The sequence below is a fragment of the Methylophilus sp. Leaf416 genome (assembly GCF_001424665.1).
In the GTDB taxonomy this organism is placed as follows: domain Bacteria; phylum Pseudomonadota; class Gammaproteobacteria; order Burkholderiales; family Methylophilaceae; genus Methylophilus.
In genome coordinates this window covers 177,648-200,303 of the sequence record NZ_LMQS01000002.1, presented here as the reverse complement: position 1 = coordinate 200,303, position 22,656 = coordinate 177,648, and the positions used below count along the sequence as shown (strand labels likewise).

27 protein-coding genes are annotated in these 22,656 nt (G+C 49.6%); 17 read left to right on the top strand and 10 right to left on the bottom strand.

Features of this window, described 5'->3' with window-relative positions; genetic code table 11:
* Both ASG34_RS05835 and ASG34_RS05830 read left to right on the top strand, forming a co-directional pair.
* Complete coding sequence (locus ASG34_RS05835) at positions 1–495, top strand: peptidylprolyl isomerase (protein ID WP_055827947.1); 495 nt, start codon at positions 1–3, stop codon at positions 493–495.
* Positions 496–498: 3 nt separating this feature from the next.
* On the top strand, positions 499–1,245 hold the full coding sequence (locus tag ASG34_RS05830) for a UDP-2,3-diacylglucosamine diphosphatase (RefSeq protein ID WP_055827944.1): 747 nt from the start codon (positions 499–501) through the stop codon (positions 1,243–1,245).
* A gap of 97 nt (positions 1,246–1,342) precedes the next feature.
* Here ASG34_RS05830 and nusB read toward each other — a convergent pair whose 3' ends face one another.
* The 3 genes from nusB to ASG34_RS05815 all read right to left on the bottom strand — a co-directional run bounded on the left by nusB (position 1,343) and on the right by ASG34_RS05815 (position 4,154).
* Positions 1,343–1,882: a transcription antitermination factor NusB gene (gene nusB / locus ASG34_RS05825; RefSeq protein WP_055827941.1), complete on the bottom strand. Its 540-nt coding sequence runs from the start codon at positions 1,880–1,882 to the stop codon at positions 1,343–1,345.
* Positions 1,879–2,328, bottom strand: coding sequence for a 6,7-dimethyl-8-ribityllumazine synthase (gene ribH / locus ASG34_RS05820; protein WP_055827938.1), 450 nt, complete (start codon positions 2,326–2,328; stop codon positions 1,879–1,881). The genes nusB and ribH overlap by 4 nt, the downstream gene beginning before the upstream one ends.
* Before the next feature lie 158 nt (positions 2,329–2,486).
* A complete protein-coding gene (locus ASG34_RS05815; protein WP_055827935.1) occupies positions 2,487–4,154 on the bottom strand; it encodes an OFA family MFS transporter in 1,668 nt (555 codons plus the stop codon).
* Between the two features lie 170 nt (positions 4,155–4,324).
* On the opposite strand from ASG34_RS05815, the gene phoB reads away from it, so the two are divergent.
* The 12 genes from phoB (at position 4,325) to ASG34_RS05755 (ending at position 16,200) form a co-directional block, all read left to right on the top strand.
* Positions 4,325–5,029 (top strand): phosphate regulon transcriptional regulator PhoB, encoded by a 705-nt coding sequence (gene phoB, locus ASG34_RS05810; protein WP_055827933.1) that lies wholly within the window; start codon positions 4,325–4,327, stop codon positions 5,027–5,029.
* A gap of 120 nt (positions 5,030–5,149) precedes the next feature.
* The gene (locus tag ASG34_RS05805; protein WP_055829084.1) at positions 5,150–6,778 is read left to right on the top strand and encodes an ArnT family glycosyltransferase; all 1,629 of its coding nucleotides are present in this window, start codon (positions 5,150–5,152) and stop codon (positions 6,776–6,778) included.
* A gap of 48 nt (positions 6,779–6,826) precedes the next feature.
* The gene (locus ASG34_RS05800; RefSeq protein WP_055827930.1) at positions 6,827–7,846 is read left to right on the top strand and encodes a glycosyltransferase family 2 protein; all 1,020 of its coding nucleotides are present in this window, start codon (positions 6,827–6,829) and stop codon (positions 7,844–7,846) included.
* Between the two features lie 6 nt (positions 7,847–7,852).
* On the top strand, positions 7,853–8,227 hold the full coding sequence (locus ASG34_RS05795) for a GtrA family protein (protein WP_055827927.1): 375 nt from the start codon (positions 7,853–7,855) through the stop codon (positions 8,225–8,227).
* The gene (locus ASG34_RS05790; protein ID WP_055827922.1) at positions 8,220–9,059 is read left to right on the top strand and encodes a ChbG/HpnK family deacetylase; all 840 of its coding nucleotides are present in this window, start codon (positions 8,220–8,222) and stop codon (positions 9,057–9,059) included. Before ASG34_RS05795 ends, ASG34_RS05790 begins: the two co-directional genes overlap by 8 nt.
* Positions 9,056–10,549 carry an apolipoprotein N-acyltransferase gene (gene lnt, locus ASG34_RS05785; protein WP_055827920.1) on the top strand — a complete coding sequence of 498 codons (1,494 nt, stop codon included), beginning with the start codon at positions 9,056–9,058 and terminating at the stop codon, positions 10,547–10,549. The genes ASG34_RS05790 and lnt overlap by 4 nt, the downstream gene beginning before the upstream one ends.
* Before the next feature lie 49 nt (positions 10,550–10,598).
* Positions 10,599–11,012, top strand: coding sequence for a hypothetical protein (locus ASG34_RS05780; RefSeq protein WP_055827917.1), 414 nt, complete (start codon positions 10,599–10,601; stop codon positions 11,010–11,012).
* A gap of 126 nt (positions 11,013–11,138) precedes the next feature.
* Positions 11,139–12,080: a glycine--tRNA ligase subunit alpha gene (gene glyQ, locus ASG34_RS05775; protein WP_200934469.1), complete on the top strand. Its 942-nt coding sequence runs from the start codon at positions 11,139–11,141 to the stop codon at positions 12,078–12,080.
* Positions 12,077–14,176 (top strand): glycine--tRNA ligase subunit beta, encoded by a 2,100-nt coding sequence (gene glyS / locus ASG34_RS05770; protein WP_055827910.1) that lies wholly within the window; start codon positions 12,077–12,079, stop codon positions 14,174–14,176. Before glyQ ends, glyS begins: the two co-directional genes overlap by 4 nt.
* A gap of 41 nt (positions 14,177–14,217) precedes the next feature.
* A complete protein-coding gene (gene gmhB / locus ASG34_RS05765) occupies positions 14,218–14,760 on the top strand; it encodes a D-glycero-beta-D-manno-heptose 1,7-bisphosphate 7-phosphatase (protein ID WP_055827907.1) in 543 nt (180 codons plus the stop codon).
* Positions 14,760–15,476, top strand: coding sequence for a lysophospholipid acyltransferase family protein (locus tag ASG34_RS05760; protein ID WP_055827902.1), 717 nt, complete (start codon positions 14,760–14,762; stop codon positions 15,474–15,476). Before gmhB ends, ASG34_RS05760 begins: the two co-directional genes overlap by 1 nt.
* 10 nt (positions 15,477–15,486) lie before the next feature.
* On the top strand, positions 15,487–16,200 hold the full coding sequence (locus ASG34_RS05755) for a M48 family metallopeptidase (RefSeq protein ID WP_055827899.1): 714 nt from the start codon (positions 15,487–15,489) through the stop codon (positions 16,198–16,200).
* Positions 16,201–16,225: 25 nt separating this feature from the next.
* Here ASG34_RS05755 and ASG34_RS05750 read toward each other — a convergent pair whose 3' ends face one another.
* The 6 genes from ASG34_RS05750 to ASG34_RS05725 form a co-directional block, all read right to left on the bottom strand.
* Positions 16,226–16,732: an SRPBCC family protein gene (locus ASG34_RS05750; RefSeq protein WP_055827896.1), complete on the bottom strand. Its 507-nt coding sequence runs from the start codon at positions 16,730–16,732 to the stop codon at positions 16,226–16,228.
* Between the two features lie 63 nt (positions 16,733–16,795).
* A complete protein-coding gene (locus ASG34_RS05745; protein WP_235559679.1) occupies positions 16,796–17,656 on the bottom strand; it encodes a DMT family transporter in 861 nt (286 codons plus the stop codon).
* 166 nt (positions 17,657–17,822) lie between these two features.
* On the bottom strand, positions 17,823–18,050 hold the full coding sequence (locus ASG34_RS05740; protein ID WP_055827890.1) for a (2Fe-2S)-binding protein: 228 nt from the start codon (positions 18,048–18,050) through the stop codon (positions 17,823–17,825).
* Between the two features lie 130 nt (positions 18,051–18,180).
* The gene (gene bfr / locus ASG34_RS05735; RefSeq protein ID WP_055827886.1) at positions 18,181–18,657 is read right to left on the bottom strand and encodes a bacterioferritin; all 477 of its coding nucleotides are present in this window, start codon (positions 18,655–18,657) and stop codon (positions 18,181–18,183) included.
* Between the two features lie 9 nt (positions 18,658–18,666).
* Positions 18,667–19,158, bottom strand: a complete 492-nt coding sequence (bfr, locus tag ASG34_RS05730) for a bacterioferritin (protein ID WP_055827884.1) — start codon at positions 19,156–19,158, stop codon at positions 18,667–18,669.
* Between the two features lie 171 nt (positions 19,159–19,329).
* Positions 19,330–19,920 carry an SCO family protein gene (locus tag ASG34_RS05725; protein ID WP_055827883.1) on the bottom strand — a complete coding sequence of 197 codons (591 nt, stop codon included), beginning with the start codon at positions 19,918–19,920 and terminating at the stop codon, positions 19,330–19,332.
* Between the two features lie 129 nt (positions 19,921–20,049).
* Between ASG34_RS05725 and ASG34_RS05720 the strand changes: the two genes are divergently transcribed.
* Together ASG34_RS05720 and ASG34_RS05715 are read left to right on the top strand one after the other, a co-directional pair.
* Positions 20,050–20,967 (top strand): branched-chain amino acid transaminase, encoded by a 918-nt coding sequence (locus tag ASG34_RS05720; protein ID WP_055827881.1) that lies wholly within the window; start codon positions 20,050–20,052, stop codon positions 20,965–20,967.
* A gap of 49 nt (positions 20,968–21,016) precedes the next feature.
* Positions 21,017–21,205 (top strand): zinc-finger domain-containing protein, encoded by a 189-nt coding sequence (locus ASG34_RS05715; RefSeq protein ID WP_055827879.1) that lies wholly within the window; start codon positions 21,017–21,019, stop codon positions 21,203–21,205.
* A 51-nt stretch (positions 21,206–21,256) separates the two neighbouring features.
* Here ASG34_RS05715 and murI read toward each other — a convergent pair whose 3' ends face one another.
* Positions 21,257–22,036: a glutamate racemase gene (gene murI, locus ASG34_RS05710; RefSeq protein ID WP_055827876.1), complete on the bottom strand. Its 780-nt coding sequence runs from the start codon at positions 22,034–22,036 to the stop codon at positions 21,257–21,259.
* 62 nt (positions 22,037–22,098) lie between these two features.
* Here murI and ASG34_RS05705 point away from each other — a divergent pair, with 62 nt between their 5' ends.
* Complete coding sequence (locus tag ASG34_RS05705) at positions 22,099–22,650, top strand: cob(I)yrinic acid a,c-diamide adenosyltransferase (RefSeq protein WP_055827873.1); 552 nt, start codon at positions 22,099–22,101, stop codon at positions 22,648–22,650.
* Positions 22,651–22,656 lie beyond the last annotated feature (6 nt).

The following is a 22,656-nucleotide window of genomic DNA, read 5'->3' as shown; positions in this document are numbered from 1 at the left end:
TTGGTAAAACTCACTACCAACTTTGGCGATATCACTATCGAACTTTATGCTGAAAAAGCACCTATCACAGTAGCTAACTTTATCAGCTATGTTGAAAAAGGTTTTTACGATGGGGTGATTTTTCACCGCGTGATTAAGGATTTTATGATTCAAGGTGGTGGCTTTGATGTCAATATGAAACAAAAAGCTACTGATGCCACCATCAAAAATGAAGCCGACAATGGTTTATCTAATGATAAATACACACTGGCAATGGCGCGCACCATGGTGCCTGACTCCGCGTCAGCACAGTTCTTCATCAACGTAAAAGACAATGACTTTTTGAACTTCACTTCTGCGACAACTCAGGGCTGGGGCTACTGTGTATTTGGTAAAGTAGTTGAAGGTACGGATGTTGTAGATAAAATCAAAGCGGTCGCGACAGGTAACCGTGCCGGTCACCAGGATGTGCCTGTAGAGCCAGTGATTATCGAAAAAGCAGTTGTAGTTGCTTAAGGCATGACCACCTGGATCATTTCTGATCTGCACTTGAGTGCGCAAAGGCCTGCGGTAACGCAGGCTTTTTTGCATTGGCTGAAAGCAGAAGTCGCTCACGCAGAAGCGCTCTATATTCTCGGTGATTTTTTTGAGGTGTGGGTCGGTGATGATGTTTTGAAACACCCTCGGCAGGGTGCCGAATTTTTACCTATTGTGAAGGCCTTGCGCCAATTGTCTGATAGCGGCGTCAAACTGTATTTCATGCATGGCAACCGTGATTTCTTAATCGGTGACGATTTTGCCAATGCATCAGGGTTGCAATTGCTTGCAGATCCCACACTAATCAAGATGGGAAACAAACGCATTCTTTTGTCGCATGGCGATGCGTTATGCACGGATGATACGGCTTATCAGCAATTCCGTAGCCAGGTGCGCAGCCCGCAGTGGCAACACGCCTTTCTGGCACAGCCGTTAGCGGAGCGGATCGTCTTTGCCGAACAAGCGCGTAGCCAAAGCGCACAGAACAAAGTTATGCAGTCCATAGATATCATGGATGTTAACCAGTCCGCGGTTGAGCAACTTTTAAATGAATTTGAATATCCAGAGGTTTTATTGCATGGGCACACACACAGGCCGGATATGCACACTATAGTGTTTGATGGCCATAAGTGTGAACGATGGGTGCTAGGGGATTGGCATGACACAGCTGTCGTCTGTCGAATGGATGGCGACAGGATTGAACTAGTCACATTGCAATTAAATCCCTGAATTTAGTTTCTGGGATATCAATACAAAAAAGCGCTCATTTAAATTGAGCGCTTTTTTTGGGGGAGCGGTTTTGTAAGCCTCAAAATGATCCATTGAATTACTTTTTGATCTGATTTCCGAACTCTTGCGGCCTGACTTGCGCTGCAATTTTATCCAGTACGCCATTGATGTATTTGTGCCCATCAATGCCACCGTACGATTTGGCCAGTTCCACGCCTTCATTGATTGCTACGCGGTATGGAATGCTCATGTCAAACATTAATTCGTAGCCGGAAATACGCAATACTGCGTGTTCGATAGGGCTAAGTTCTTCCAGTTGACGGTCAATAAACTGGCTGATCATGGCATCAATATCAGCCGTATGCTCAAGCACGCCTGTCAGTAATTGTTTGAAGTAGCCTTCGTCCGCTTTGGTGTAATCCGGGTCATCCAAACTATCAAACCGTAACTGTTTTACATCGCTGGCATTCATACGGTTGCGATACAGCGCTTTTAATGCCAGTTCGCGTGATTTACGACGATTTTTGGTGCCTCTGCTTCTTGCTGAAGAGCCCTGCGGCTTATCAGATGACTTGCTTGACGGGTCTTGATTGCCTGAGGCGTTCTCCCGACTCCCTGGGGTCTTTTCCTGACTCATAGTGCATTTACCAGGTTGGCCATTTCGATGGCTACCTGCGCTGCTTCGGCGCCTTTAACCGCAACGCGTTCTTCTGCCTGCTCGTCGTTTTCAGTAGTGAGAATCGCATTCGCCACCGGCACGCCGGTATCACGTTGCACTTCAGAAATGCCTCGTGCGGATTCATTGGAAACCACTTCGAAGTGGTAGGTTTCACCTCGGATAATGGCGCCTAGCGCTATCAATGCATCATAGGTTTCAGTCAATGCCATATGCTGCAGCACCAGCGGGCTTTCCAGGGCGCCAGGTACGGTTGCCAGGGTGATGTCTTCGGCTTTAACGCCCAGTTTCAACAACTCCTGTTCACAAGCGTGCAGCAGGCCTGCACCGATGTTTTCATTAAAACGTGAAAGAACGATACCGATTTTTTTGCCGGTACCGTCCAGATTTGGGGAGATTTTATTCACTTGGGAATCCGTAGGCTAATACTTAAAACGTGTATTTTAACCCAAACTGCAGCTATCGCGTTTGATTGAATGGTGAGCAGGCTCAAAAGTGTTTGTTGGGCTACTTTTTAGCCTGTTTCCAGTCTTGCCTTATGAGGTTTTATTGCCGGCGAATTAGCCTAGGCAAACAGCGCCCAAGCCTTTTGTACCGTCATCGAGATGCCGTAGGTGATTGGAATTAAAACTGCCAGCCAGGCCAGTCTGACCAGCCATGGCGAGCTAGGCTTGCCATCACTGATAGGCTTAACGTTTGTTGCGCCAGTTTCTTTGGATTTACCAAGGGATTGTTCAACAGCAAGTTCGGCATCGGTCATGAAGTATTTACTGTCCACCGGCCTCACCAGAAGATTAGCAACAAAACCAATGCCTAATAGCGCTGCAAGTGTCAGGAAAATCGGTGCATAGATGTCTGCAAACGGTACTTTCGCTTCCAGACGCACATCATGCATGTAGTTGACGATGACAGGCCCAACGATGCCTGCTGTGGACCATGCCGTGAGCAAACGGCCGTGAATTGCCCCTACAAACTGGGTGCCAAACAGATCAGCAAGATAGGCGGGAATGGTAGCAAAACCGCCACCATACATGGAAGCAATCACGCAGAATGCGATCAAAAACAGTGCGAGCTGGTGATGGTTGGCAGCATAGGTGGCGGTGATATACATGAATGCGCCGAGTACAAAAAAGATGAAATAGGTATTACGCCGTCCCAGTTTGTCTGAGGATGTTGCCCAGCCAATCCGGCCGAAGATATTAAATACCGAAATCAGTCCGACAAAACCGGCACCTACAGCGGCTGCCGCTGCAGTCAATGACTCATCCGCTTTGATATCGGCAAAAGTTAGCGATGGTTGTGCGATCAGTTTGCCGCCAAAAGTTTCCTGGAGCATTGGTGCCGCGGCGCCAATAATACCAATCGCTGCTGACACGTTCATGCACAAGATCAGCCACAGTAGCCAGAATTGCGGCGTTTTATGTGCATTTTTCAGGTGTACATGTTTGTTCACTACCATACGTTTATGCTGCTGGTCTGGTGGTGTCCATCCTTCCGGTTTCCAGTTGGAGGCCGGAATACGATAGCCTAAAGAACCACAGGTCATGAAGATAAAATAAACAATGGCCAGAACGACAAAGGTTTGCCAGACACCAGGTTCAGTAGGCGTTGCAAACAGGCTCATCAGCTTGGTTGCGAGGGGTGAGCCTATCATGGCGCCGCCACCAAAGCCCATGATCGCCATGCCGGTCGCCATGCCTCTGCGGTCAGGAAACCATTTGATCAGCGTCGACACGGGAGATATGTAGCCAAGGCCAAGACCTATGCCGCCTATCACGCCACTACCCAGCCACATCATCCATAACTGATGGTGATAGACACCACAAGCCGAGATCAACAAGCCACCGCACCAGCAGAGTGTAGCCACCAGACCAGCCTTGCGCGGTCCTGCACGTTCCAGCCAGCCACCCCATAATGCAGCAGAGCAACCAAGCAGTACAAAAAACAGGGTGTACATCCAGCCCAGGTCGAACTGTGTCCAGTTGCAATCAGTCGCAAATAAGGCCTCAGCCGTGCCTGCAAGCTTGTCTGAAAAAGTGCTCGCGCCAGCTGCACATGCAGCCAGTGGTGCGCCATCTGGCCCGGTCAAAGCTGTTCCAAGTGGTTTCCAGAACACACTGAATCCATAAGCCATGCCAATCGACAAATGTACTGCCAGTGCGGCTGGTGGAACCAGCCAGCGGTTAAAGCCTTTGCCTGCCGTAATATGTTCTTTTGACAGATTGAACAACATGTAATACCCCTTAAATTTCTCCCGGTAACATCTTGTTACAATTTCACCTAAAAGGCAATCCGCGCAAATTTAAAATTATGTGAGGTTGTCATTAAAATGTCACAATACATTCATAAACTGGCGAGCAATTAAAGAAGTACATTTTGTTGGAAATCCTAAAAGGGAGCGTCATGGCAGCAGCTAATATTTTGGTCGTAGAAGATGAGCCGGCAATCCAGGAATTGCTTGCATTGAATATCAAACAAGCCGGACATCATGCGATTCGTGCTACCAGTGTAGAACATGCGCAGATGCTATTACGTGAAACCATGCCTGACCTGATTCTGCTGGATTGGATGCTGCCTGGTATGAGCGGTATCGAGTTTGCCCGTCGCCTGAAGTCAGATGGTTTAACCAAAGAGGTACCGATTATTATGCTGACCGCGCGTGGTGATGAATTTGATAAAGTGCGTGGCCTTGAAGTTGGTGCCGATGACTACGTGACCAAGCCGTTTAGCCCTCGCGAATTAAATGCACGTATCAAGGCAGTCTTGCGTCGCCGTGCGCCTCAGATGACAGATGACCCGATTGAAATCGCGGGCCTGCATCTCGACCCTACCACCCACCGCGTCACCGGTCATAATGTGCATATTCCACTAGGCCCAACCGAATTCAAGTTGCTGCACTTTTTCATGACTAATCCTGAGCGTGTGCACAGCCGCACACAGCTGCTGGATAAAGTCTGGGGTGACCGTGTATTTGTTGAAGACAGAACCGTGGATGTGCATATTCGCCGTTTACGCAATGCACTGGTGGCATCTAACCATCAGGATATGATTCAAACCGTACGTGGTTCCGGCTACCGTTTTTCGGTACATACTGACCCCGGTCAATAGTTATTTTGCCTAAAGCCTGCATGCCTGCAGGCTTTTTTGTGTGCGGGGCGGGGAGCACACTATCATAAGCGTTTGCGGCATGATACGCTTGCGAGTTCGTTTTTCATGTTCGCAATGCCTATGAAACCTGCGCCTGCCCACTTGTCGTCTGCTTCAACGCTGACCTGGTTAACACGTCTATTCTGGTTAGGGTTAATTGTCTGGGTCGCCTTGACTTTCAGGCAGCATGGCATCAGCAATGACGAGTATGTACAACATACATACGGCCAGATGTTGCTGGATTGGTACAGTTCAGGTTTTACCGACCAGGATGCTTTTCACTACCGCAACCTTTACCTGTATGGCGGTTTGTTCGACATTATTGCGGCTGCGCTAGACCCCTATGTGCCCATTATGATTTGGGACATCCGCCATTTACTCTCCGCCTTGTTCGGCCTGCTGGGTTTTTACGGTGTTTCACGGTTTGCCTATTTATTAGGCGGCCAGCGCCTGGCCTTAGTCTCCATGCTGATGCTGCTACTGACCGTATCTTGGTCAGGTGCCATGTTTACCCATACCAAAGACATTCCATTCGCTGCTTGTATGTTGTGGGCGCTTTACGCTACGGCACTGGTGGTGCGTGATATGGAAAATGTCAGTGGCAAAGCCATCGTATTGTTGGGCTTTGCCGTCGGTGGCGCGCTAGGCTTGCGCGTAGGCGGTGCATTCGCTGTGATCTATCTTATCTTGCTGGTAATCTGGCGTGCATGGCTGGATCATAAAGCGAATGGATCACCCGTGCTGTCACGCTTGTTACGCATGGTGCTGGTGTTGTTGCCTGCTGCTGTATTGGCGTTTGTATTTATGGCCATCTGCTGGCCATGGAGCGTGATCGATGTCGATAACATTCTCGAAGCCGCTGAATCATTCTCACATTTTGATTTCAATATGCAGACCATGGCCAATGGGGTTATGTACAACATCAGTGATGTGCCGCGCAGTTACCTGTTCCAGTATCTGGCGGTGAAATTGCCGGAAGCCGCATTGCTCGGGTTAGCCACAATTCCGCTGCTATGGCTGGCATGCAGAAACGCTGTACAGGCCGCCGACATGAATACGCGGATTACTATGCATACCCTGCTGGCCGCTATTCTATTACCTTTAATGTTTGTGCTAAACGACAAGCCGGCACTTTATAACGGTGTCCGCCACTTCACTTTCTTGCTGCCATTGCTGGCGATTCTTGGTGCATGGGCGGTAATGACCGTGTACGACGCTTTTGCAAACAGCCGCTGGTCCGGCCGCGTAGTTTATCAATCACTCTGGGCTGGGGTCGTGGCTGGGTTAATGCTGGTTACATTTATCGATATTGTGCAGTTACATCCATTTGAATATGTACGACTTAACCTGCTGGTTGGCGATCAAAAGCAGGCGCAATTCAATTGGGAAGGCGATTACTGGTCTAGTGCTTTGCGAGAGGCCACGGATCAGTTGCAGGCGATGAAGCTGCCTGAGCGCTCGCAACCATATTGGATCGGTGCTTGTGTAGATACACCGCAAATTGAACCTTATCTTGATCACCGCTTTAAGGTGACACGAAGATGGGAAGAAGCTGACTTTTATATTTCAACCACCAATATGCATTGCCACGAAGTAATGAAGGGCAAAGTTATCGTTAATATTGAGCGCCAGGGTATGTCACTAGCGGTAGTGAAAGACAGGCGTAATCTGCAGGCGAATGATCGTTCAGCAACACCTGCCAAAAACTAGACTGAATCCGCTACAATCCCAATCAGTTCATTACCAGAATGTAATGCCATGACAATCACAGATTCTGCCCGTCCGACTGCCCAGCCGCATATTACGGTCATGGTGCCGGCTTACAATGAAGAAAAAAACATCGCCAGTACCCTGCAAAATATCAGCAGCGTCTTGCAGCAAATGTCGCCGTATTGGGACATTGTCGTGGTGGATGACGGCAGTCGCGACCAAACGGCGCAGGTCGTGCAAAGCCTGATAGATGTTCATCATGTTACCCTGGTCAGATTCTCGCGTAACTTTGGTAAGGAAAACGCCATCAGTGCTGGCTTAGGATTTGCCAAAGGCGAGCTGGTGATTTGTATGGATGCTGATGGCCAGCACGCTTCAGACCTGATGTTTACCATGCTGGAAAAATGGCGCGAAGGCTACGACATGGTCTATGCCGTCCGCCAGGACCGCGAACAGGAGTCCTCGTTCAAGCAATGGGGTTCGCGCCTGTTTTACCGCATGATGAGTTCCAGCAGCCATATCGATATTCCGCGTGATGCCGGTGATTTTCGATTGATGGATAGGAAAGTGGTGGATGCCCTGTGTGCGCTGCCGGAGCGTAACCGCTTCATGAAAGGCATTTATGCCTGGGTTGGCTATAAATCGATTGGTATCCCCTATACGCCTTTACCAAGGTTACATGGCGAAAGTGCTTATTCAAAACTCAAATTGATTGCACTGGCGTGGACAGGCATTACCAGTTTTTCCGTATTACCTTTACGGTTGGCCAGTTTGACCGGTGTGGTACTGGCGCTGATAGCGTTTGCCTATGGCGCAGTGGTCGTGATTGATGCTTTATTCTTTCATGAATCCATTCCAGGGTGGCCAACGGTGGTCGCCAGCATGATGTTTTTTGCAGGTGTGCAATTGTTGTTTATTGGCGTGCTCGGTGAATACCTGGCTCGGGTGTATGACGAAGTCAAAGGCCGTCCACCCTATATTGTTGCCGAAGTGGTGGAACCGCTAACGTTTAAACCGCAAGCAGCAGTAAAACCTCCGCGTCGTCGAAAACCTAAGGTTGACGCTTAGTTACTCATGCGCGCTTCAGTATTAGGCTTTGTCAGTGTCGGTGCAGTGGCTGCAGCGGTGCATTATGTAGTCGCCTTGCTGGCACATGCGCTAGGCTGGATGCCATCTGACGCGAACTGGCTGGGGTTTCTTGCCGCATTCCCGGTCAGTTACATCGGTCACCGATGGTGGTCTTTTCGCGGCACACAGGCCAGGCACCAGCAAGCATTTCCCAAATTTTTAGCGGTCGCATTAACAGGATTTTTAGGCAATCAGGCCTTGGTTTGGTTGGCACTTACTTACACGCCATTACCGTTCTGGTTTGTGTTGGGTGTGGTAATGGTGGTTATTGCGATGAGCACCTGGTTGCTTAGCCGCTTCTGGGCTTTTAAGCATGGCTAAAGTTAAAGTCATTGTATGTGCGGATGATTTTGCACAATCTGCAGCGATTGATGCCGCGATTCTTGATTTGATTCAACGCGGCATACTCACGGCCACTTCGTGTATGACCCTCAGTCCGACCTGGGCTAAAAGCGCTAATCAGTTAAGCCCGGAAATTCGCGCGAAAGCCGATATCGGCTTGCATCTGGATTTTACCCAGTTTTCGCGGACGTTGCGCTTATCTCACCCCGTGCTAGTGTTACGCAGCCTGCTTGGTTTGCTGGATCAACATGCAGTGCGCGCCAATATCCAGCAGCAGTTAAATGCCTTTGAACAGGCAACCGGCACCGCGCCAGATTATGTAGATGGCCATTTGCATGTGCATCAGTTGCCCATTATCCGTGATGAGTTGTTAGCGGAAATGCAACAGCGTTATGGAAAATTATCAGCCTATGCACGGCCATGGTTAAGGATTTCCAGCCCGCCAGCGGATAGCGGTTTTAAGGCGCGGATGATTCATTGGCTTGGTGCAAAAGCATTGCAAACTGCTGCTTTGCAAGCCGGATTCAGGGTGTCGCCTTGCTTGCTCGGGGTATATGATTTTGAGGGTGATGCCGCGGATTACCAGGCGCATTGGTTAACCTGGGCAAGGCAACTCAAGCAATACTCAACGTCAACCCCACATAATCTGCCGCCGGTATTAATGTGTCATCCGGCCATGCCATTCGATAAAGCTGATGAAAGCGACCCGATTGCATTGGCGCGTATTATTGAATGGCAAGTCATGCAGTCACCTGATTTTTCTACCTGGCTTTCTAAAACCGATATCCAACCTGTGAAAGGGTCGCATTGAGTAGGTTCAAGCATTGGGCGCAGCAAGCGCCACTCTGGCAACGCGCTTTATTGGCATTAGCTTTGGGCGCGCTCACCGTATTAGGTTTCGCACCGTATTACCTGTTCTGGTTGCCTTGGTTGTCTTTAGCTATTTTGTTATTCCTCTGGCAGCAAGCCAGTACCTCAGGTCAGGTATTCAAACTGGGCCTCGTGTTCGGCATCGGTTTATATTGCGTTGGCATTTACTGGATTTATATCAGCCTGCATGACTTTGGCGGTATGCCCTGGTGGTTTGCCGGATTCAGTACGTTTTGCCTGTGTGCATTTATGGCATTGTTTCCGGCACTGTCTGGTTATCTTGCGAAAAAATCTGGCAACCTGTTGTGGATGGCGCCACTTTTATGGGCACTTTCAGACTGGGTTCGCAGCTGGATTTTTACCGGTTTCCCATGGCTCACTTTAGGCTATTCACAAGCACCATCGAGTCCGTTGGTGGGATATTTGCCGATCATCGGCGTATATGGTGTTTCGGCATTGACGGCAGGCATCGCTGCCAGTCTGGCTTATGCATGGCTGAATAACGCAAATCGTTTACGTGCATGCATATTAACGGTTGCACTTTTGGCAGTTGGCAGTGTGTTGGCAGTAATCGCGTGGAGCCATCCTGTCGGGCAACCTGTCACCGTCGCCCTTTTGCAGGGCAATATCAGCCAGACCATTAAATGGTCACCCGAGCAGGCGCAGCGTACCTTGCGGCAATATCTGGATATGGTACGCATGGCGGAAGCGAAACTGATTGTTTTGCCGGAAACCGCATTACCCATGCTGGCCGAACAGATTGATCCATCGTATCTTGCCGCACTCAAACAGCATGCCGTCAGCCAGCAAGGCGATATCCTGCTCGGCGTGGTTGAAGCAAAAAATAATAATTATTACAACAGCGCCATCAGTGTCGGCACTTCGCCTGCGCAATCCTATGCCAAAAGTCATTTGGTACCATTCGGCGAATACATCCCATTAAAAGGCGTATTCGGCTGGATATATGAGGACTTGTTACATATGCCGCTCAGTGATTTGTCACGTGGTACTTCCAGAAAACCACTGCACATTGCCGGGCAAAAAATAGGCGTGAATATTTGCTATGAGGATGTATTCGGTGAAGAGATTGCACAACAACTGCCGGAAGCAGAATTGCTGGTGAATATCAGTAATGACGCCTGGTATGGCCGGTCATTTGCGGCAGAGCAGCATATGCAATTTAGCCAGGTGAGAGCGCTTGAAACCGGGCGTATGGTGTTACGCAGTACCAATACCGGCGCCACTGCCATTATTGGTCACGATGGGCAGATCAGGCAGCATGCACCGCATGACGAGGGTCTGATTCTGGTAGGCAAGGCGCAAAGCTATCAAGGTAGCACCCCATATGTCTGGTGGGGAAATTACTTGTTTATTATATTGAGTGCGCTGGGTTTGCTGATAAGTCATCGATACACTGGACGTTCAGCCTGAGCAATGACGAACTCACTGAATCAATGCTTAGTGATTGAGGGATAAAACCATGCAAGACTTTACTAAAGACGATGTTAAAAGTAACGATGCAGCATTCGTTAATACCTCTGGTATGGGTAAAGATGCAGTCATCCCTGATGGCGTGAAAGGCTGGAGCTGGGGCGCGTTTTTCCTGAACTGGATTTGGGCAATCCGCAACAGAACCTGGATAGGCTTGTTATGCCTGATCCCTTACCTGGGATTTGTCATGTCTTTCTTTCTCGGCGCCAAAGGCCGCGAATGGGCCTGGCGGAACAAGCGCTGGAATAGTGTTGCCCACTTTAATGAGGTGCAGAAAAAGTGGTCATTCTGGGGTGTGGTGCTTGTTGTCGGTATTGCCGGATTAGGCATTGTGGCGGCCATTGCTATCCCTGCGTATGTGGATTACCAGCATCATGTCCAGCCAGTCACTGTGACTACCTGACCGATCTTTCCGTTAAAGAATCATTTCCTAGTACTCTGCCAGTCTTTCCGCACGGCGAATCATTTCGTGGCTACCTGTAAATCAGGTAAAATCTGCCTTTTGCATTTCATCGGATCAGGCAAAATGGTGCTGACCTTTCAACAAATCATTTTAAAACTACAAGAATACTGGGATAAACAGGGTTGTACCTTGCTGCAACCCTATGACATGGAAGTCGGTGCAGGCACCAGCCACACTGCCACCTTTCTGCGTGCATTAGGTCCTGAACCGTGGAAAGCCGCCTATGTACAACCTAGTCGTCGCCCCAAAGATGGCCGGTATGGCGAAAACCCCAATCGTTTGCAACATTACTACCAGTACCAGGTAGTGCTGAAACCGGCACCGGCTAATATTCTCGAACTGTATCTGGGCTCACTCGAAGCCTTGGGCTTTAACCTGAAAGAAAACGATATCCGCTTTGTGGAGGATGACTGGGAAAACCCGACCCTGGGTGCATGGGGCCTGGGCTGGGAAGTCTGGCTCAATGGCATGGAAGTCACACAATTCACTTACTTCCAGCAGGTCGGCGGCATCAATTGCAAACCGATCACCGGTGAAATCACCTACGGCCTGGAACGCCTGGCGATGTATCTGCAAGGCGTGGAAAACGTCTATGACCTTGAGTACTCACCGGGGGTTAAATACGGCGATGTGTTCCACCAGAATGAAGTTGAGCAATCTACCTATAACTTTGAACATTCCGATGTTGATTTCCTGTTCACCGCCTTCAATGCACACGAAAAACAGGCCAAGCATTTGATGGAAGTACAACTGGCCTTGCCTGCATACGAGCAGGTGCTCAAGGCCGGGCATACTTTTAATTTGCTGGATGCACGTGGCGCCATTTCAGTCACCGAGCGTGCAGCCTACATTGGCCGTATTCGCAACCTGGCCCGTGCAGTCGCTGCCAGCTATCTCGATAGCCGCGCGCGTATGGGTTTCCCGATGGCACCTAAAGAATGGGCCGACGAAGTCATCGCCAAACTGGAAAGCGATAAAGCAGAACAAAATAAGAAAGCCTCCGCATGAGTACCCGCAATCTGTTAGTTGAATTGTTTGTAGAAGAACTGCCGCCTAAAGCGCTAAATAAATTAGGTGAGGCATTCAGTGGTGTATTGGCCGAAAGCCTGAAAGCTTCCGGTTTGCTGGCCGATAGCAGTGCAGTGACTACGTTCGCTTCCCCTCGCCGCTTGGCCGCGCATATTACGGATGTGGCTGCCAAAGCTGCCGACAAACAAGTCGCGCAAAAACTGATGCCAGCGACTGTAGGTCTGGATGCCAGCGGCAATGCAACACCTGCGTTACTGAAGAAACTGCAGGCGCTGGGTGAAAACGAATCTGCGGTTGCCAGATTGCGCAAAGAAAATGATGGCAAAGCGGATATCCTGTTCCTGGATGCGACGCAATCAGGGGCCAATTTGCAGAAAGGCCTGCAAAAAGCCCTTGATGAAACGCTGGCCAAGTTGCCTATCCCTAAAGTGATGACTTACCAGATCAATGACGGCTGGCAAAGTGTCAACTTTGTGCGTCCGGCGCATGGACTGGTTGCATTGCATGGCGATGAGATTATCCCTGTTTCCACTTTGGGTTTGACCGCAAGCAATACCACGCTAGGCCACCGTTTTGAAGCGAAGAATCCAGTGGTGACACTCAGCTCTGCTGACACTTATGCGCAACAATTAGCCGACGAAGGTGCTGTGATTGCCAGTTTTGCAGACCGTCGTGCTGAAATTGTAAAGCAACTGCAAGCCGCTGCTGCCAAAGAAAACCTCAAGCCGATTGAAGATGATGCCTTGCTGGATGAAGTGACTGCGCTGGTGGAGCGTCCCAATGTGTTGCTCGGCCAGTTTGAAGAAGAATTTCTGGCTGTACCGCAAGAATGCCTGATACTGACCATGAAGGCGAACCAGAAATACTTTCCATTGTTGGACGCCAACGGGAAACTGACCAACAAGTTTTTAATCGTTTCCAATATCAACCCGGCTGATGCCAGCAAAGTGATTGGTGGTAATGAGCGTGTGGTGCGTCCGCGCCTGGCAGATGCCAAGTTCTTCTTTGACCAGGATAGGAAAAAGACACTGGACAGCCGTTTGGCTGGCCTGGCTAAAGTGGTGTACCACAACAAGCTAGGTTCACAGGGTGAGCGGAACGAGCGTGTGGTGATGATTGCCTCTGTGATCGCGCAGCAAATCGGAGGTGATGGATTTGTGGCAAAAGTCGCGCAAGCGGCACGTTTATCCAAAGTCGATTTGCTGACAGATATGGTCGGTGAATTCCCTGAGCTGCAAGGTATCATGGGCCGCTACTATGCGCAGCATGAAGGGCTGGCCGATGATGTCGCCTATGCGATTGAAGACCATTACCGTCCACGCTTTGCCGGTGATGATCTGCCACGCAGCCAGGTCGGTGTAGTGGTTGCCCTGGCAGATAAACTGGAAACCTTAGTCGGCTTATTCAGCATAGGCGAAAAACCAACCGGCGATAAAGATCCATTTGCCTTGCGTCGTCAGGCGCTGGGCATTTTGCGCATGCTGATGGAAACAGATTTACCATTGGCATTCGACAAGCTGATTGCGCAAACATTAAGCGTATTTAACGGCAATCCTGATGTGGCGGAAGCGATCCAGGCATTCTGTTTTGACCGCCTGGCCGTCAACCTGCGCGATCAGGGCGCCAGCGCGCTGGAAGTAGATGCCGTGCTGTCGTTGTCACCCAACCAGCTGGCAGAAGTGCCGCGTCGTTTAGCTGCGGTACAGGCTTTCGCTAACTTGCCGGAAGCGCCAGCGTTGGCAGCCGCTAACAAGCGCGTCAGCAATATCCTGAAAAAAGTCGAAGGCGAAGTCACGGCGGAAGTGAACGCCAGCTTGCTGCAGGAGCCGGCCGAAAAAGCGTTGCACCAGGCGCTGGCAAATACCAAACCAAAGGCTGACCAGCTGTTTGAAACCGGTGATTATGCCGCTTCATTGCAAGCCTTGGCTGCGCTTAAAGCACCGGTGGATACATTTTTTGAGGATGTCATGGTCAATGCTGAAGACCCTGCATTGAAGGCGAACCGTTTAGGCCTGCTGGCAACGTTGCACCAGGCCATGAACCGCGTAGCAGATTTATCGAAATTAGCCAGTTAATGTAAGACATTCCTGTTGTTCAGGAATGCCGGAGAAAGTTGATGAAACTCGTTATATTAGATCGTGATGGTGTCATTAACCAGGACAGCGCGACCTTTATTAAAAATCCTAACGAGTGGATCCCGATTCCCGGTAGCCTGGAAGCGATTGCCTTATTAAACCAGCGTGGTTACCGCGTCGCTGTCGCGACCAACCAGTCAGGAATAGCGCGCGGTTATTTTGATATGGCGACCTTGAATGCCATACATGAGAAAATGCATAAAGCCGTCGCGCAAGCCGGTGGCAGGATAGATGCGGTGTTTTATTGCCCGCATGCTGCCGGTGACAATTGCGCGTGCCGCAAACCAAAAACTGGCATGATAAAAGAAATCGGGCTGCGTTTTAATCTGGAACTTAGTAAAGTCTATGGCGTTGGGGATGCCTTGCGCGATCTGCAAGCGTTTGCTGATGCCGGTTGCCAGCCTTATCTGGTGAGAACCGGCAAAGGCGAAGAAACCTACAACCTGGCCGAAGTGCCTGCAAATACCATTGTGGTGGCTGACCTGGCCGCTGCCGTGCAAGACATTATTGCAGGGGATAGATAATGGGTAATGCCGTGTTGTATATGCGGGCGCTGTTGTTTTATGTCGGGCTGTTTGCATTAACTATTCCTTTTTCAATATTTGCATTGATATTGATCCCCATGCCATCAGCGGTCACGCGCTCGCGCTGGGTAAGTCGATGGGCGGACTGCGTGTTGTGGTGGCTGAAAATCACCTGCAACTTAAGCTATGAAGTGAAAGGCCGTGAACATATTCCTGATTCGGCTTCAGTGATTTTGTGCAAGCATCAATCCGCCTGGGAAACCATCGCTTTACAATCTATCTTTCCACCACAGGTGTGGGTGCTTAAAAGAGAGTTACTGATGCTGCCATTTCTTGGCTGGGCTCTGTGGGCGGTAGGTTCTATTCCCATTGATCGCAGTTCGGGCCGTGAGGCTTTGAAGAAACTGGTCAATCATGGCAAAGACCGTCTCAAGCGTGGGTTATGGGTGGTTATTTTCCCTGAAGGCACGCGTACTGCGCCGGGTGCACGTGGCAAATACCATATCGGTGGCGCCTGGCTGGCGTCGCACAGTAACAGCACCGTTGTTCCGGTCGCACACAATGCCGGCCGGTTTTGGCGCAAGAGTTCTATCCTTAAATATCCTGGTGTCATTCAGGTAGTGATTGGTCAGCCGATTGATACTACTGGCCTGAAGCCGGATGCGGTGAATAAACTGGTGGAAGACTGGATAGAAACCGAAATGCAATCCCTGTGATCACGGCAACATGATAGAACAAGTGTTGCAATTGCCTGACGGGCAAACCATTGCTTATCAACTCGATCTGCGGGTGCGCAGAACCATAGGCCTCAAAATTACTGCTGAAGGCCTGGTAGTGCATGCCCCCAAACGCATTAACGCCAGCCAGCTACAGCAAGTATTATTGCAAAAAGCCAGCTGGATCCAGCAAAAACTCGCATTGCGTGAAAATAACCATGTGAGCCCGATGCAGTGGGTTGATGGCGAGCCGCTGATGTTTATGGGGCAGGATATCGTGCTGTCGCTGCAGCATCACGCGACGAATAAAGCGGTTGTGCTGCAAGGCAACCAGTTACTGGTGAGGTCGCCACAAATAGATCAGCAGGCGTTTGTTGCCCGCAAAGTATTGCAATGGTTTGCACAGCAGGCATTGCCGGACTTTAAACGGCGGGTAGAACTGCTAGCGGCCCAGATGGGTGAAAAGGTGACTGGCGTAGCACTTTCAAATGCCCGCTCACGCTGGGGGAGTTGTAATAGCCGCAGGCAGATACGCCTCAACTGGCGGTTGATACAAGCGCCGCCGCATATTATCCAATATGTGATTTGCCATGAGATGGCGCATCTGAAAGAGATGAACCATTCGGCAAGGTTTTATGCGGTGCAGGCTAGTCTGTTTCCCAATCATGTACAAGCCGAAAAAGAACTGAAAGCCTTGTCTGCCATTTTGCATCGCATGGCCTGATCAAACTTGGTGAGCACTAAACCCGCTAGCGCGACTGTTTGATGACTGCCACCAACTGATCAAGTACCGCGCTCCAGCCTTCCTGAAAACCCATCGCCTCATGCCGCTGTTTAGAAGCTGCGTCGGCATGCAAGGCATAAGCGGTATAGCGAGTTCCATTAGTGATTGCTTCCAGTACGATACTGGCCGTCATCATGAATTCTGCGCATTCATGGCCGGGAGACTGTTCAGGGCTTTTGGCTGGCCTGAATCCGGGTTCCAGCGCATTGGTCCATGTCAGTTTCTTGCCGGAGATGACTTCAAGGTAACAGCCACTATTGGGAAACTGCTGGCCTTCTGGTGATTGCATGATGGTGCGGAAAAGGCCGCCTGGTTTCAGGTCAATTTCACAATCTATCGTTTTCCATGGCAGTGGACAGAACCATTGTTTGAGATGTTCCGGTGTCGTCCATGCATGCCAAATTTCTTCCGGTAATACATCGACTTCTTTTTCCAGTACCAAATCCAGTTCCGGGTTGATTGCTATTGCCATACGCACTCTCCTTTAATTTGGCAATTGGGCATAACGGTTACCTCTTGGTCGCCCTGATGCTGATTAGTTTATTCTATTCGCAAGCCATATCCCTGTGAAGATGGTGAGCATCCCCAGGAATTGGTACAAGTGAAAAGCTTCGTGCAACAGCAGCGTGGAAAGCACTGAACCAAAAATCGGCATGGCATGGATAAAGACACTCGCGCGTACCGAGCCCACCAGCGTCACCGCTTTTGAATATGCCAGCAGCGCAATCACAGACGGGAAAATGCCGATATAGGCCAGTATCCACAACGTTTGCGGGTTTTGCAGGTATATGGTTGTGGTCTGCAGTTCCCAAACGCAAAGTGGTAACAGGAAAATTAAGGCAATCATCACCTGGCATAACATCAGCCCGGTTCGGTTGATAGATGCCGGAATGTCTTTCAGCCACAGGGTATATAAGGCCCAGAACACCATCGCAAGTAAGATAATCACATCTCCTTCTGCAAAAGCCAGCGTTAGCAGTATTTGCAAATCGCCGTGTGAGACGACAATCAATACCCCAGTCAGCGACACCAGTAAGCCGATTAACTGGCTGGCTGGTAATTTTTTCCGGTAAAACACAAAGCCGAAGATAGCGACCAGGAATGGAATAAACGAATTGAGGATAATGCCGTTGGTAGCACTGGTCGTATGCAAACCCCAATACACCAGTAAGTTAAAGGCTGCCACGCCCGTGATCGCGGTACCAAAAATAGGCCAGCGGTAAGCGTAATAATAGATGCGGTCACGCAAAAATGGCCGCAGGGCAAAAGGCAACAAGCAGGCGAAAGCAATGCTCCAGCGGATAAGTGACAAAGTCACTGGCGGCACTGAAGTGTTAATAGCGCGCCCGGCGATAAAGTTACCTGCCCATAATAAAGGCGGCAATAGTAGCAACAATAGAATGCGCCAGTTTAAGGTTGGTGACTGGTTGTCTGACAATGAGTAAATAAGCTAGATTAAGATACTGGAATTGTATGGAGCATTGGGATACCTGCAAAGCCTGAAGCATACATGCAAAAAGGGGCCGAAAGCCCCTTTTTTGAATATCATACGCCGGTATTAATTAAGCCGCGCCTAATTGCACTGGTGTCAACTGAATCAGTTTTTTGACCAGGCCCGGATGTTGTTCAGCATGTGCCTCTTTCAGGCAGGCTTTTGCGCAACTGACACATTTTCCACAGTCGGCACCGACGCCGAGCTGCTCTTTCAAATGCTTAACGGTTTTAGCGCCGTCCCTGACTGCCTGATGAACCTGGCGCTCGGTCACTGCATTACAAACGCAAACGTACATATGTTCTCTATTAGGTTACTAATGATAATTATTATCATTTATTGAGAGTTTGTCAAGCGTAGTTTGGTTCCGGCAAGGCGTGAAAAAAGCCGCAAAAGCGGCTTAATTCAGGAAATCTGAAAATCAGTGATTATTCAGATTCTATTTGTGTTTGCAGATAGTTAGGTAAAGTGACATCGACAATCAGTCGTTGCTGGGTTTCCAGCCAGTCAATGGCTTCTTCGCAGGCTTCCAGTAACTCAGTCAGTAAATCACGCGTCACGTAGTCTTGCAATTTTTCAGCTTCGGCAATCGCTTCAATCAACTGCGGGCGCTGTACGTCCTTCTCAAAACTCAGGTCACCTTGCAGGCATTCCACCACCTCTTCACCAATCAGCAATTTACCAAGGTTTTGCAGGTTAGGCAGGCCGTCCAGAAACAGGATGCGCTCAATCACTTCATCCGCTTCTTTCATCACACGGATGGATTGTTTGTATTGGTAGTCGTTGAGTCTTTCCAGGCCCCATTTCCTGAACATGCGCGCATGCAGGAAATACTGGTTGATAGAAGTCAGCTGGTTTTTAAGCACTTTGTTCAACGTGCTGATAATGTGTTTTTCGCCTTTCATGCGGGCTCCTTAAACTGCAACAGCAGGGCCGTCGCCCATCTGGCTTTGGCAATAGTTTTCAATGCCGATCAGTTTGATCAGGCTTAACTGTTTTTCCAGCCAGTAAGCATGATCCATTTCGGTATCTTCCAGTTGCACCAGCAACATTTCACGCGTCACAAAATCCTGAGCTTCTTCACAGGCTTGCATGGCTTTTTTCAGGTGCTTGACTACGGCATATTCCAGATCCAGGTCAGATTCCAGCATGGATTTCACATCTTTCCCAATATGGATTGGGTCACGCTTGGTCAGGTTAGGGGTGCCTTCAAGAAACAGGATACGCTGAATCAGCGCGCGGGCATGTTCACGTTCATGCAGTGATTCGTGGAGGATGCGTTGGGAAATCACACCCAGACCCATGTCGGCATACATTTCGCCGTGAATCAAATACTGGTCGGTAGCAGTAAGCTCTCCTGCCAGTAAATCATTCAGAATATCAATAATTTTTTTATCGCCTTTCATGACCGGCTCCTGTATGCATTTTCAATGAAATGCATGATACAGGAAAATGAAAAGTATGCAATAAAAAATATGATGTAACTTATTGATTTAAAATGAGTTTTTAAACACTAATATAAATGAAAATCGTTCTTGATCCAGTATTTCTCAGAATTATCGAAAGTCTGCTCAATACTAGATTAGCAGCTGCAAGTCATGCGCGATATTGGCCGGTTTTTCCCCATACCCCAGGTAAATGCGCGGTGCGCCTGTTTTATCAAATACATATAACCCTGCACTATGGTCCATGGTGTAGCCGTCCTGGCCTGCCTCACTCACTTTAGCAGCATAGACTTTATATTCGGCCAGGTTGGCGGCGACTTCCTCGGGTGTGCCCCGCAGGCCAATAAAACGTGCATCAAAGCCGGGTACAAATTGCGCCAGCACTTCCTGTGTGTCGCGCTCCGGGTCTACAGTCACAAACAGCACCTGCACATCATTAGCCTTGTCTCCCAGCAATTTCATGGTTTGCTTGAGGTCGCTCATGGTGGTCGGGCACACATCCGGACAGTGGGTATAGCCGAAAAACAGTACCACTATCTTGCCTTTAAAATCATTGATACTGCGTAACTTGCCGGTATGATCAGTCAGGCTCAAAGGTTTGCCAAACTGGGTGCCGGTGAGGTCAGTGCCGATAAAGGTGGCCGTTTTGTCAGGTTGGCACCCGGCGAGCAGGCCAGTCACTAATGCTGCGATTAACCAAAGCCACGTGAAACGAGTGCGCATACAAAAATCCTTGTAAATCATCATTGAAATGGATTTTAGCATAGGCGAAAAGCGCGCAGATTGGTTTACAATACTGGTTTTTGACGATAGACGGATTAAGGGCGAGTTTAAATGGCAATACCGAGTTCGATGGCAGACCGTGACGGCGTTATCTGGTACGACGGCAAAATGGTCAACTGGCGTGATGCCACTACCCATGTATTAACCCACACTTTGCATTACGGCATGGGCGTGTTTGAAGGCGTGCGCGCTTACAAAACAGATAAAGGCACGGCTATTTTCCGTTTGAAAGAGCACACCGACCGCTTATTCCGCAGTGCGCATATCCTGGGCATGAAAATGCCGTTTGATAAAGCGACCCTGATTGAAGCGCAGCGAGCAGCCGTGCGCGAAAACAATCTTGAATCTGCTTATATGCGCCCGATGGCATTTTATGGTGCCGAGGCGATGGGTATTTCTGCCAAAACTTTATCGACCCACGTGATTGTCGGTGCCTGGAGCTGGGGTGCCTATATGGGTGAAGAAGCAATTACCAAAGGTATCCGCGTGAAGACTTCTTCTTTTGCACGTCACCACGTGAATATCACCATGTGTAAGGCTAAAGCGAACGGCAACTATATGAACAGCATCCTGGCACATCAGGAGGCCGCACAAGATGGTTACCAGGAAGCGTTATTGCTGGACGTGGATGGTTTTGTGGCTGAAGGTTCCGGCGAGAACATTTTCATTATCCGTAACGGCAAGCTGTACACCCCGGATTTAACCTCTGCGCTGGAAGGCATCACCCGCGACACCATCATCACATTGGCTAAAGATGAGCTTGGCCTGGAAGTGATTGAAAAACGTATTACCCGCGATGAGGTTTATAGTGCTGATGAAGCATTCTTTACCGGTACGGCAGCTGAAGTGACGCCTATCCGTGAACTGGATAACCGCGCCATTGGTGAAGGCACACGTGGCCCAATCACCGAAAAACTGCAAAGCCTGTACTTTGATGTGGTTAAAGGTAAAAATGCCAAATATGAACATTGGCTTACCTTGGTTTAAGTTCTTAAAGGTTTCAAGTCACTAAATGGCTATGTGCGGGAGAAGCTGAATGTCTGATGTAAAAGAGTTTGAAGTAGACGGTAACGATTTGCCACTGCATTGCCCAACCAAGGAAGTCGCTTTGTGGGCTTCACACCCGCGTGTGTTTCTGGATGTGGCGAAAACAGGGCAAGTAGCCTGCCCTTATTGCGGCACCAGATTCAAGCTTAAACCTGGCACACATGTGCACCACCACTGAGTCTTTAACTTAAACAAAACCCACGCAATGCGTGGGTTTTATTTATTTCACTTAAAGCATTTGCCAGAGCTGCCGCATGATAGCTTGCGTCTCTTCTTTACCACTGGTTAAAAATTGCAGTTGGCCTTGATCACTGGCTGTGTTCAGTAAATCTTGTTGGGCCAATACCTGTTGTAAACGCTTGGCAACCGCCGCACCGGTATCAATCAATGTCACATCAGGCCCGACAATTTTTTGAATGTGGGTACGCACAAAGGGATAGTGGGTACAGCCCAGTACGATGGTATCGGCACCGGCATTGATCAGGGGCTGGCAATAAGTGTTTAACAGGGTGATTGTTTCAGGCTGGTCGAGTAAACCTTGTTCTATGCGTTCAACCAGGCCGACACACGCTTGTGTTACCACTTGCACACCATGTCCGTAATGCTCGAGCAAAGCCGCAAACTGTGCGCTCTGTAAAGTGCCCGTGGTGGCGAGTACGCCGATGACATTGTTTTTACTGGCGGCAGCTGCCGGTTTGACCGCGGGTTCCATTCCGATAATCGGTAAGGGAAAATGCTCACGCATCGGGGTGATGGCTGCGGCGGTGGCAGTATTGCAGGCGACAACCAGGGCTTTGGCACCTTGAGCAATCAAGGTTTCGGCGATGGTAAAGCACCGTTGTTGAATTTTTACCGCAGATTGGTTGCCATAAGGCGCATAGGCACTATCGGCAAAATAGATGAAATGCTCGTGCGGAAGCTGGCGTGTCAGGTGCTTCAGGACGGTAAGTCCGCCCACGCCTGAATCCATTACGCCAACCGGGGCACTGACTGCAATCGCTGGGCACATCGAAATGGCACGGGTTGATTTATAATGAGCGGATTATATAGGATTTTAGTCAGGTTTCAGGAATGGCCAATCGGCTGAGCAAGATTTACACACGTACCGGAGACAGTGGCACCACTGGCCTTGGCGATGGCTCGCGGGTTGCCAAGTTTGACCTGCGCGTGCAGGCGATGGGCGAAGTCGATGAGCTGAATGCCGTGCTGGGAATGTTGCTGGTGGAGGAGTTGCACGCCGACGTCCGCGAGCAGCTGGAAGCGATCCAGCATGATTTGTTTGATATGGGTGGCGAGCTCAGTATGCCTGGACATACCTTTATGCAGGCCGGGCGCGTTGCTATCCTGGAACAGGTTCTGGATCGCTGGAATGCCGAGTTGAGCCCACTGAAAGAGTTTATATTGCCGGGTGGTAGCCGTGCTTCGGCAGTGTGTCATCTGGCACGTACTGTGTGCCGCCGTGCCGAGCGCGTGTTGCATGCCTTGCATGCGCAATCACCAGTCACGGCAGTCAATCTGCAATACCTGAATCGCTTGTCGGACCTGTTGTTTGTATTATGTCGTACCTTGAATCGGCATGCCGGTGTGCCGGATGTGCTTTGGAATAACCAACATAAACTTTAATGCGCA